At 59.7% G+C, this 340-nt stretch carries 1 protein-coding gene; it reads left to right on the top strand.

Annotation, left to right across the window (positions count from 1 at the left end):
- Positions 1 to 340: immunoglobulin-like domain-containing protein (locus HU743_RS27035; RefSeq protein WP_186652408.1), on the top strand; the 340-nt coding region annotated here is incomplete at both ends.

The following is a 340-nucleotide window of genomic DNA, read 5'->3' as shown; positions in this document are numbered from 1 at the left end:
CTGTGACGACTGTCACCGACACCATCGATACCTCGACCGTCAAACTGACCGCCGATACCTCGGTGGCTGAAGGCGGGGCCGTCACTTACACCGCTACCGTTGGCGCACCAGTGACCGGTTCGCCAGTCGTCGTGACCCTGGCCAACGGTCAGAACATCACCATCGAAGTCGGCAAAACCACCGGCAGCGTGACCTACACCGCCCCGAACGATGCGCTGACTGGTCAGGCATCGCTAAGCAACTCGATCACCAACGTGACGGGTGGTAACTTCGAAAACCTCGTTGCCGACAAAACTCCGGTCAGCACCACTGTCACCGATACCGTCGACACCACCAACCT

The organism is Pseudomonas sp. SWRI99 (genome assembly GCF_014270125.1).
GTDB lineage: Bacteria > Pseudomonadota > Gammaproteobacteria > Pseudomonadales > Pseudomonadaceae > Aquipseudomonas > Aquipseudomonas hamedanensis.
Note: the sequence above shows the minus strand (reverse complement) of the source record. Positions and strands in the feature narration are given on the sequence as shown.